The sequence below is a fragment of the Klebsiella sp. MS 92-3 genome, assembly GCF_000195655.1.
GTDB lineage: Bacteria > Pseudomonadota > Gammaproteobacteria > Enterobacterales > Enterobacteriaceae > Klebsiella > Klebsiella pneumoniae.
In genome coordinates, this window is sequence record NZ_GL882769.1 from 5,514 (window position 1) to 16,259 (window position 10,746).

At 57.0% G+C, this 10,746-nt stretch carries 6 protein-coding genes; 4 read left to right on the forward strand and 2 right to left on the reverse strand.

All coding sequences use genetic code 11. From position 1 onward, the window contains the following. Positions 1–11: 11 nt before the first annotated feature. Together rcsC and gyrA are read right to left on the reverse strand one after the other, a co-directional pair. Positions 12–2,852, reverse strand: a complete 2,841-nt coding sequence (gene rcsC / locus HMPREF9538_RS20530) for a two-component system sensor histidine kinase RcsC (protein ID WP_002913009.1) — start codon at positions 2,850–2,852, stop codon at positions 12–14. A 131-nt stretch (positions 2,853–2,983) separates the two neighbouring features. Then, the gene (gene gyrA, locus HMPREF9538_RS20525) at positions 2,984–5,617 is read right to left on the reverse strand and encodes a DNA topoisomerase (ATP-hydrolyzing) subunit A (protein ID WP_004140833.1); all 2,634 of its coding nucleotides are present in this window, start codon (positions 5,615–5,617) and stop codon (positions 2,984–2,986) included. A gap of 146 nt (positions 5,618–5,763) precedes the next feature. Here gyrA and ubiG point away from each other — a divergent pair, with 146 nt between their 5' ends. From ubiG to yfaE, 4 genes are all read left to right on the forward strand, one after another. Continuing rightward, complete coding sequence (gene ubiG / locus HMPREF9538_RS20520; protein WP_002913014.1) at positions 5,764–6,492, forward strand: bifunctional 2-polyprenyl-6-hydroxyphenol methylase/3-demethylubiquinol 3-O-methyltransferase UbiG; 729 nt, start codon at positions 5,764–5,766, stop codon at positions 6,490–6,492. A 344-nt stretch (positions 6,493–6,836) separates the two neighbouring features. Continuing rightward, positions 6,837–9,122, forward strand: coding sequence for a class 1a ribonucleoside-diphosphate reductase subunit alpha (nrdA, locus tag HMPREF9538_RS20515; RefSeq protein WP_009307388.1), 2,286 nt, complete (start codon positions 6,837–6,839; stop codon positions 9,120–9,122). Between the two features lie 101 nt (positions 9,123–9,223). Next, on the forward strand, positions 9,224–10,354 hold the full coding sequence (nrdB, locus tag HMPREF9538_RS20510; RefSeq protein WP_004140835.1) for a class Ia ribonucleoside-diphosphate reductase subunit beta: 1,131 nt from the start codon (positions 9,224–9,226) through the stop codon (positions 10,352–10,354). Then, a complete protein-coding gene (gene yfaE, locus HMPREF9538_RS20505; protein WP_004140836.1) occupies positions 10,354–10,608 on the forward strand; it encodes a class I ribonucleotide reductase maintenance protein YfaE in 255 nt (84 codons plus the stop codon). Before nrdB ends, yfaE begins: the two co-directional genes overlap by 1 nt. Positions 10,609–10,746: the final 138 nt, after the last annotated feature.

Sequence of the window (10,746 nt, forward strand, 5' to 3'; positions counted from 1 at the left end):
GGAGCTCCCCATTATTCCCGCCCTTTACGCACCCGCGCCGCATATACCGTCAGCGTTTGCTTCAGTACGTCGAGGGTGACCGGCTTGGACAGACAACTGTCCATCCCCGATTCCAGACAGCGCTGCTTCTCTTCCGCCAGGGCATTGGCCGTTACGCCAATCACCGGCAGCGTCAGGCCAAGCTGACGAATGCGCTGCGTCAGGCGATAACCATCCATATTAGGCATGTTGACGTCGCTGAGCACGATATCGATGTGCTGCTTGCTGAGGACGTTGAGCGCGTCGATCCCGTCGTTCGCGGTCACGCACTGGTAGCCGAGCGAACCCAGCTGATCCGCCAGCAGGCGGCGGTTGATCGGGTGATCGTCGACCACGAGGATCATCATGTCGTCGTTATTGCCGGCCTGCGCCTCCGGGGCCATCAGCGCCGGGCTATTTTCCGCACTGGCGAGCGCAACATGGAAAATACGCCCCAGCAGCGGCAGCAGTTCGTGGGGAGTCGTCACGCTGTGCAGCCATTCGCCGGCGGACCGCTCCTGCGGAATACCGATATGACGGCGACAGAAGATGACCATGGCCCTTCCCTGCCATCCGCTCAGCGCCTCATCGTCAGTGAGTAAGACATCCTCGGCGTCCGGCGTTTCGCCGGCATGGCGGCGGACCGTCAGGCCGTGGTAGCTGAGCAGCGAGGTGACGAACATCGCCAGCGAAGTGTTATGAATCGCCAGCCAGCAGGTCTTGCCAGCGAAACCGTCTCTGCTCACCGGTGAGGTATTCTGCACGCCATACAGAGGAATACGGATGGTAAAGCGGCTACCCATCCCCGGCTCGGTTTCGACAGCAATATCGCCATCCATCATGCTGATCAGTTTTTCACAGATCGCCAGGCCAAGGCCGGTGCCCTGAAAATTGCGCTGCACGCCGGTCCCCACCTGGAAGAAAGGATCGAAGAGGCGCAATACCTCTTTCGCCGGGATCCCCTCTCCGGTGTCGCGAACGCTAATCTGCAGATAATCCCCCGCGCACTGGACGTGCAGGACAATACAGCCGGTATCGGTGAACTTTATCGCATTGCTGAGCAGATTTGAGATCACCTGCTGCAGGCGCATCGGGTCGCCGGACATTTGTTCCGGAACGTCCGGCTCGATAAAGCAGTACAGGCCCAGCTGCTTGCGCACCACCAACGGCAGATAGTTAGCGGAGATATGGTTCATGACTTCGCGCGGAGAGAACTCCCGTGGCTCGATCTTCAACTGCTCGGACTCGATTTTCGAGAAATCAAGAATATCGCTGATGATTTTCAGCAGCAGGCTGGAGGAGTTGTTCATCGCCGTCACAAGGCGATCGACGCCTTTCGGCAACGCTTTGGTCTGCAGCAGATCGAGGTTACCGATGATGCCATACAGCGGGGTACGCAGCTCATGGCTAACGGTCGCCAGGAACATCGATTTCGACTGGCTGGCCTGCTCCGCCGCCTGGGCCATCTCCTGCAGCGACTCCTCCATTTTCACGCGGGCGGAAACGTCCACCAGCACGCAAATGGCGACGTTTTCATTGCGATAGCGTGAATGAACAAAGCTAATCTGCAGGTTGGTATGGTTGCTGGTCAGCACGTCGACAAAATTGACCTGCTGGCCGCAGATGATCTGCGTCAGCCGCTGGCGGTCCTCGTGGGTCAGCATGTTCAGGTAGTTGTGCGCCAGTTCATTACTGAGAATATTGGTCCCGTCGGCAGTGCGCAGAATACAGATCCCTACCGGGGCAGAAGCCACAATTTTGCGGTTGAACTGCTCGTGCTCTTCCAGGCGCTGGGCGTCATTCTCCGCGGGGATAAAAATGCGCCGCTCATACATCCGCGCCAGCGCGAACAGCATCGCGCCGCTGAGGATATTAAGAACGATAGCATTGATGATCAGCATACGGATCCGCTCCAGCACCTGATCTACCGAGACGGAATAGACGATGCTCAGGGAGGACGGCGAGAGGCTTTTTTTCAGCACCAGCTCGCGGAAACCCGAACTGTAGCCAAACCACATCCGCTCCTGCATCCACTTCGCTTCGCTCTGGATTTTACCTTCCGCACCGGCCAGCGAAATCAGCGGCTGCCCGTTATCGTCAAAGATCGTCACGCTCATCGGCAGGCTGCCCGGCGTAAAGAAGCTTTCCATGCGGATGGTCTGCTCCACGCCCAGCATCGCCTGCAGGCGATTGGCCATATAGACCGGCGTCAGGGCGTAAAAATAGCCCACCCCGGGGCGAACGCCCTGGCTTATCCAGAACAGGTTGTTGCCGCGCTCGTTTTGCGGCGCGTTGCGATATTGCTCTATGCGCTGATGCAGGACTTTCAGCGCCTGATCGCGCTCAATCGGCACGTCCCGCAGGCCAAAGTTGGCCATGCAGAGGTTATCGCTGCCGATGAGAAAGATGCGGTTAAGGTCGTAGGCGGCAGTAAAATTATCCCGCCAGTAGCGCATAAACCATGCCAGCGACTGCAGCGAATTACGCCAGGTGGCGCTCATCGCGCTGCAGTCGGAATCGGGGTACAGGGGTTCAAAGTTGGGCACCGCCATATCGCCGTTTTGCCCTTGCGCTACCGCGTCCCCTGCCGACAAGCGATTACCGGCGACATACTTCAGCTCTTTCATTACATCCGCGGTACGCTGGATATAGCGCTGGGCCTGATCGGCGTTGAGATTAAGCTCCTGATGGATTTCGGCTTCCCGCTCGTGCAGCGCGTTGACGATATAAAACACAGAGACAAACGCAATAAGCAGCCACAGCAATACCGCCAGCGCTCTGAACAGATAACGTGAAACCTTCAGGGTTGTATGAAAAGAGGCAAGATATTTCAATGTGGCGATGCTCGGCCGTCAGGGACTCAACAGAATGCGGTTAAGGTAGCGGTAAACCGGCTTTGCCGCAATGTTAATGCAAAAAGGGCTGGGAAAATACCCGGCCCTTCCAGAACATTTACCTCGGACGATTATTCTTCGTCTTCGGCGATGTCGTCATCGGTATCCGCTTCCGGGGCGATATCATCATCGCCTTCTGCCGCGCTACCGTCGATGGCATCCAGCTCTTCATCATCCACCGGCTCAGCCACGCGCTGCAGACCTACCACGTTTTCATCTTCCGCGGTGCGGATGAGGATCACGCCCTGGGTGTTACGGCCCACGATGCTCACTTCGGAAACGCGGGTACGCACCAGCGTCCCGGCGTCGGTGATCATCATGATCTGATCGCAGTCATCCACCTGCACGGCGCCGACCACGGAACCGTTACGCTCGGTGACTTTGATCGAAATAACGCCCTGGGTGGCACGCGACTTGGTCGGATACTCCGCCGCCGCGGTACGTTTACCGTAACCGTTTTGCGTCACCGTCAGGATCGCGCCTTCGCCGCGTGGAATAATCAGCGAGACGACGCTGTCGTTTTCCGCAAGCTTAATACCGCGTACGCCGGTGGCGGTACGGCCCATGGCGCGAACGGCGTCTTCCTTGAAGCGTACAACCTTACCGGCCGCGGAGAACAGCATCACTTCATCCTGACCAGAGGTCAGATCGACGCCGATCAGCTCATCGCCTTCGTTCAGGTTGACCGCGATGATACCGGCGGAACGCGGACGGCTGAACTCGGTCAGCGCGGTTTTCTTCACGGTACCGCTGGCGGTCGCCATAAAGACGTTGACGCCCTCTTCGTACTCGCGGACCGGCAGGATGGCGGTGATGCGCTCATCGGCTTCCAGCGGCAGCAGGTTGACGATCGGCCGACCGCGCGCGCCGCGGCTGGCTTCCGGCAGCTGATAGACCTTCATCCAGTACAGACGGCCGCGGCTTGAGAAGCAGAGGATGGTGTCATGGGTGTTAGCCACCAGCAGGCGGTCGATAAAGTCTTCTTCTTTAATGCGCGCTGCCGATTTGCCTTTACCGCCACGACGCTGTGCTTCGTAGTCGGTCAGCGGCTGATACTTCACATACCCCTGATGCGACAGGGTGACCACCACATCTTCCTGGTTGATCAGATCTTCGATGTTAATATCAGCGCTGTTGGCGGTGATTTCGGTACGACGTTCGTCGCCGAACTGGTCGCGGATCAGCTCCAGCTCTTCGCGAATCACTTCCATCAGACGGTCGGCGCTGCCGAGAATGTGCAGCAGCTCCGCGATCTGCTCCAGCAGCTCTTTATATTCGTCGAGCAGTTTTTCATGCTCAAGGCCGGTCAGTTTCTGCAGACGCAGATCCAGAATCGCCTGAGCCTGCTGCTCGGTCAGATAGTATTTACCGTCGCGCACGCCGAACTCTGGCTCCAGCCATTCCGGACGCGCGGCGTCATCCCCGGCGCGCTCCAGCATCGCCGCGACGTTACCAAGATCCCACGCCTGGGCAACCAGCGCCGTTTTCGCTTCTGCCGGGGTCGGCGCGCGACGGATCAGTTCGATAATCGGGTCGATGTTGGCCAGCGCAACGGCCAGCGCTTCGAGGATATGCGCCCGGTCGCGCGCTTTGCGCAGTTCGAAAATCGTACGACGGGTCACCACTTCACGGCGGTGGCGTACAAACGCGGCGATAATGTCCTTCAGGTTCATGATCTTCGGCTGACCATGGTGCAGAGCTACCATGTTGATGCCGAAGGAGACCTGCAGCTGGGTCTGGGAATAGAGGTTGTTAAGCACCACTTCCCCTACCGCATCGCGCTTCACTTCAATCACGATGCGCATCCCGTCTTTATCAGACTCGTCACGCAGCGCGCTGATGCCTTCCACGCGTTTTTCTTTGACCAGCTCGGCGATTTTCTCGATCAGGCGCGCTTTGTTCACCTGATACGGAATTTCGTGCACGATGATGGTTTCGCGGCCGGATTTCGCGTCCACTTCCACTTCCGCGCGCGCGCGGATGTACACTTTACCGCGACCGGTGCGGTAGGCCTCTTCGATGCCGCGACGGCCATTGATAATGGCGGCGGTCGGGAAATCAGGGCCAGGAATATGCGCCATCAGCCCTTCAATGCTGATGTCTTCATCGTCAACATACGCCAGACAGCCGTTAATCACTTCCGTCAGGTTATGCGGCGGTATGTTGGTGGCCATCCCTACGGCGATCCCGGAGGCGCCGTTCACCAGCAGGTTAGGAATTTTGGTCGGCATGACGTCCGGAATACGCTCCGTACCGTCATAGTTGTCGACGAAATCGACCGTCTCTTTTTCAAGATCGGCCATCAGCTCATGAGCGATTTTCGCCAGACGAATTTCGGTATAACGCATCGCCGCGGCGGAGTCGCCGTCGATGGAACCAAAGTTACCCTGGCCGTCCACCAGCATGTAACGCAGCGAGAACGGCTGCGCCATACGCACGATGGTGTCGTATACCGCGGAGTCGCCGTGCGGGTGGTATTTACCGATTACGTCACCAACGACACGGGCTGATTTTTTATAGGCTTTGTTCCAGTCATTGCCCAATACGTTCATGGCGTAAAGTACGCGACGGTGTACCGGCTTCAGGCCATCTCGGACATCCGGCAGCGCACGGCCAACAATGACCGACATCGCATAATCCAGATAAGAGTTCTTAAGCTCTTCCTCAATGTTGACCGGTGTAATTTCTCTCGCAAGGTCGCTCATCTAACCGCTATCCCTCTACTGTATCCCGGATTCAAAGGTCGCAAATTATAACACAGCCGCGCTAATAGAGGTAAAGCAATACGGTTTATTCATGGCGCGCTGCTGATATACTCGCAGGTCTGAACAGAAAAGGAGTAAAAGCGCCCATGAATGCCGAAAAAACGTCGGTAGCCCCTAACGTCGATCATGCTGAAATCGCCAAATTCGAAGCCGTCGCCTCGCGCTGGTGGGATCTGGAGGGCGAGTTCAAACCGCTCCACCGCATCAACCCGCTGCGGCTGGGCTATATTGCCGAACGCTCCGGCGGCCTGTTCGGTAAAAAAGTCCTCGATGTCGGCTGCGGCGGCGGCATCCTCGCCGAGAGCATGGCGCGCGAAGGCGCGACGGTCACCGGGCTGGACATGGGGGCCGAACCGCTGCAGGTCGCCAGGCTGCACGCCCTGGAGAGCGGTATTCAGGTAGACTATGTTCAGGAAACAGTTGAGGAACATGCCGCGAAGCACCCGCAGCAGTATGACGTCGTGACCTGCATGGAGATGCTGGAGCACGTCCCCGACCCGCAGTCGGTGGTGCACGCCTGCGCGCGGTTAGTGAAGCCCGGCGGCCAGGTCTTCTTCTCCACCATCAACCGCAACGGCAAGGCCTGGCTGATGGCGGTAGTCGGGGCGGAATATGTCATGAAGATGGTGCCCAAAGGCACTCATGATGTGAAGAAGTTTATCAAGCCGGCCGAGCTGCTGGGCTGGGTAGATCAGACTACTCTGAAAGAGCAGCATATCATCGGTCTGCATTACAATCCGCTGACCAATACCTTCAAGTTAGCGCCGGGGGTTGATGTTAACTATATGTTGCATACAACCGCCAAACAGGACTGAGGTCAGCACCTCCGCTTATGATGATTGCGCGGCATCAAGCCGCGTGATTATTTCTTCCGATGAAGAAATCAGCACTCGATCAAATTTTCATTTTTTTTTCTGTTTTATTGACTTCTTCTCCAGGCCTTATGCGACGTGGACTTGCGGATTATTACCCTTCCGCAACCTCAATTTAACGTCAAAATCAACCCTTGTACTCAAAAGATTCCTTACTAAAATACTCACCATATAGCGTTTCTTTTATCGACAACCCCCTACATATAGTATTTATCCACAGAGTTAGTCACAACGGCCTTCTGTGGATAAACGGGGGATATTTTCTTTCACGGACAGGTAAAATCCACATGAATCAGAGTCTGCTGGTGACAAAGCGCGACGGGACCACCGAGCGCATCAATCTCGACAAAATCCATCGCGTACTGGATTGGGCGGCAGAAGGACTGAATAACGTTTCGATTTCCCAGGTAGAACTGCGCTCCCATATCCAGTTCTATGACGGCATCAAAACCGCGGACATCCACGAAACCATTATTAAAGCCGCTGCGGATCTGATCTCCCGCGACGCGCCGGATTACCAGTACCTCGCCGCGCGTCTGGCGATTTTCCATTTGCGTAAAAAAGCCTTCGGTCAGTTTGAGCCGCCGGCGCTCTACGATCACGTGGTGAAGATGGTTGAGAAAGGTAAATACGATCATCATCTGCTGGAAGACTACACGGAAGAAGAGTTCCAGCAGATGGACGGTTTCCTCGACCACTGGCGCGACATGAACTTCTCCTACGCAGCCGTTAAACAGCTGGAAGGCAAGTATCTGGTACAAAACCGCGTCACCGGCGAAATTTATGAGAGCGCGCAGTTCCTCTATATTCTCGTCGCCGCTTGCCTGTTCTCGAACTATCCGCGCGAAACGCGTCTGGACTATATCAAGCGTTTCTACGACGCGGTGTCCACCTTTAAAATCTCGCTGCCGACGCCGATCATGTCCGGCGTGCGTACCCCAACCCGTCAGTTCAGCTCCTGCGTGCTGATCGAGTGCGGCGACAGCCTGGATTCCATCAACGCCACCTCCAGCGCGATTGTGAAATACGTTTCCCAGCGCGCCGGCATCGGCATCAACGCCGGGCGCATTCGCGCGCTGGGCAGCCCGATCCGCGGCGGCGAAGCCTTCCACACCGGCTGCATTCCGTTCTACAAGCATTTCCAGACCGCGGTGAAATCCTGCTCGCAGGGCGGCGTGCGCGGCGGCGCGGCAACCCTCTTCTACCCAATGTGGCATCTGGAAGTGGAAAGCCTGCTGGTGCTGAAAAACAACCGTGGTACCGACGCCAACCGCGTTCGTCACATGGACTACGGGGTACAGATCAACAAGCTGATGTACACCCGTCTGCTGAAGGGCGGCGATATTACCCTGTTCAGCCCTTCCGACGTCCCGGGCCTGTATGACGCCTTCTTCGCCGATCAGGACGAGTTTGAGCGCCTGTACACCCAGTACGAGCAGGACGACACCATTCGTAAGCAGCGTATTAAAGCCGTTGAGCTGTTCTCGCTGATGATGCAGGAGCGCGCCTCTACCGGCCGCATCTATATCCAGAACGTCGACCACTGCAACACCCACAGCCCGTTCGATCCGGTAGTCGCCCCGGTGCGTCAGTCTAACCTGTGCCTGGAGATTGCCCTGCCGACCAAACCGCTGGAAGATGTCAACGACGAAAACGGCGAAATCGCGCTGTGCACCCTGTCGGCCTTCAACCTCGGGGCTATCGACAGCCTCGACGAGCTGGAAGAGCTGGCGGTGCTGGCGGTGCGTGCTCTGGATGCGCTGCTCGACTATCAGGATTACCCCATCCCGGCGGCTAAACGCGGTGCGATGGGGCGTCGTACGCTGGGTATCGGCGTGATCAACTTCGCTTACTATCTGGCGAAGCATGGCAAACGCTACTCCGACGGCAGCGCCAACAACCTGACGCACAAAACGTTCGAAGCGATTCAGTACTATCTGCTGAAGGCCTCTAACGAGCTGGCTATCGAGCAAGGCGCCTGCCCGTGGTTCAACGAAACCACCTATGCGCAGGGCATCCTGCCGATCGATACCTATAAGAAAGATCTGGACGGCATCGTCAGCGAACCCCTGCACTACGACTGGGAAGCATTGCGCGAGTCCATTAAAACTCACGGCCTGCGCAACTCAACGCTCTCCGCGCTGATGCCGTCCGAGACCTCGTCGCAGATCTCCAACGCCACCAACGGCATTGAGCCGCCGCGCGGCCACGTGAGTATCAAAGCGTCCAAGGACGGTATCCTGCGCCAGGTGGTGCCGGATTACGAAAACCTGCAGAACGCCTACGAGCTGCTGTGGGAGATGCCGAACAACGACGGTTATCTGCAGCTGGTGGGTATCATGCAGAAGTTTATCGACCAGTCGATCTCTGCCAACACTAACTACGATCCGACACGCTTCCCGTCCGGAAAAGTGCCGATGCAGCAGTTGCTCAAAGACCTGCTCAACGCCTATAAATTCGGCGTCAAAACGCTGTACTATCACAACACCCGTGATGGCGCTGAAGACGCCCAGGATGACCTGGCCCCGTCCATCCAGGACGACGGCTGCGAAAGCGGCGCTTGTAAGATCTAAGGTATTTTTGCCGGGTAACGCTACGCTTACCCGGCCTACGTTTGTGTAGGCCCGGCCAACCCATTCCTGCCGGGCAATACAGTTCAACAGGACTCACTTCAATGGCATACACCACTTTTTCACAGACGAAAAACGATCAGCTGCTGGAACCTATGTTTTTTGGCCAGCCGGTTAACGTGGCCCGCTACGATCAGCAAAAATACGACATCTTTGAAAAGCTGATTGAAAAGCAGCTCTCCTTCTTCTGGCGCCCAGAAGAGGTTGACGTTTCCCGCGATCGCATCGACTACCAGGCGCTGCCGGAACATGAAAAACATATTTTCATCAGCAACCTGAAGTACCAGACGCTGCTCGACTCCATCCAGGGCCGTAGCCCGAATGTGGCGTTGCTGCCGCTGATCTCCATCCCGGAGCTGGAGACCTGGGTAGAAACCTGGGCCTTCTCCGAGACCATTCACTCGCGTTCGTACACTCACATCATCCGCAACATCGTCAACGACCCGGCGACCGTGTTCGACGACATCGTCACCAACGAGCAGATCCAGAAACGTGCGGAAGGCATCTCTCACTATTACGATTCGCTGATCGAGATGACCAGCTACTGGCATCTGCTGGGCGAAGGCACCCACACCGTCAACGGCAAAACCGTGACCGTGAATCTGCGCGAGCTGAAAAAGAAACTCTATCTGTGCCTGATGAGCGTTAATGCCCTGGAAGCGATCCGCTTCTACGTCAGCTTCGCCTGCTCCTTCGCCTTTGCCGAACGCAAACTGATGGAAGGCAACGCCAAAATTATCCGCCTGATCGCCCGCGATGAAGCGCTGCACCTGACCGGCACCCAGCATATGCTGAACCTGCTGCGCTCCGGCAGCGACGATCCGGAAATGGCGGAAATCGCCGAAGAGTGCAAGCAGGAGTGCTATGACCTGTTCGTGCTGGCGGCGCAGCAGGAGAAAGAGTGGGCGGACTACCTGTTCCGCGACGGCTCGATGATCGGCCTGAATAAAGATATTCTCTGCCAGTACGTCGAGTACATCACCAATATCCGCATGCAGGCGGTGGGCCTCGATCTGCCGTTCCAGACCCGCTCCAACCCGATCCCATGGATCAACACCTGGCTGGTCTCCGACAACGTTCAGGTGGCGCCGCAGGAAGTGGAAGTCAGTTCTTATCTCGTCGGCCAGATCGATTCTGAAGTCGATGCCGACGATCTGAGTAACTTCCAGCTGTAATGAAGCGGATCTTCCTGAAAATCTCTGACACTCGCCTTGAGTGTCAGGATGAACACCCTTCCCTGCTGGCGGCGCTGGAGTCGCATAATATCAACGTCGAATATCAGTGCCGCGAAGGCTACTGCGGCTCCTGCCGCACGCGTCTGGTCTCCGGCCAGGTTGACTGGCTGACCGAGCCGCTGGCCTTTATCCAGCCGGGGGAAATTTTGCCCTGCTGCTGCCGGGCGAAAGGCGATATTGAGATCGAGATGTAGTCTTGTCAGGTGGCGCTACGCTTACCTGACCTACTGTTCCAGGACCGGCCGTTTACGCACTGCCGCCCTGGGCTGCTGAAACTGCCGGTGTTGACGGCCTCAAAATCTCTGAGACGTTCCCGGAAGGCCGGGGCAGCC

Bases quoted from the DNA above. Each gene is read 5' to 3' on its own strand.
- gyrA (WP_004140833.1), bottom strand. From the start codon at position 5,617: ATGAGCGACCTTGCGAGAGAAATTACACCGGTCAACATTGAGGAAGAG.
- ubiG (WP_002913014.1), top strand. From the start codon at position 5,764: ATGAATGCCGAAAAAACGTCGGTAGCCCCTAACGTCGATCATGCTGAA.
- nrdA (WP_009307388.1), top strand. From the start codon at position 6,837: ATGAATCAGAGTCTGCTGGTGACAAAGCGCGACGGGACCACCGAGCGC.
- nrdB (WP_004140835.1), top strand. From the start codon at position 9,224: ATGGCATACACCACTTTTTCACAGACGAAAAACGATCAGCTGCTGGAA.
- yfaE (WP_004140836.1), top strand. From the start codon at position 10,354: ATGAAGCGGATCTTCCTGAAAATCTCTGACACTCGCCTTGAGTGTCAG.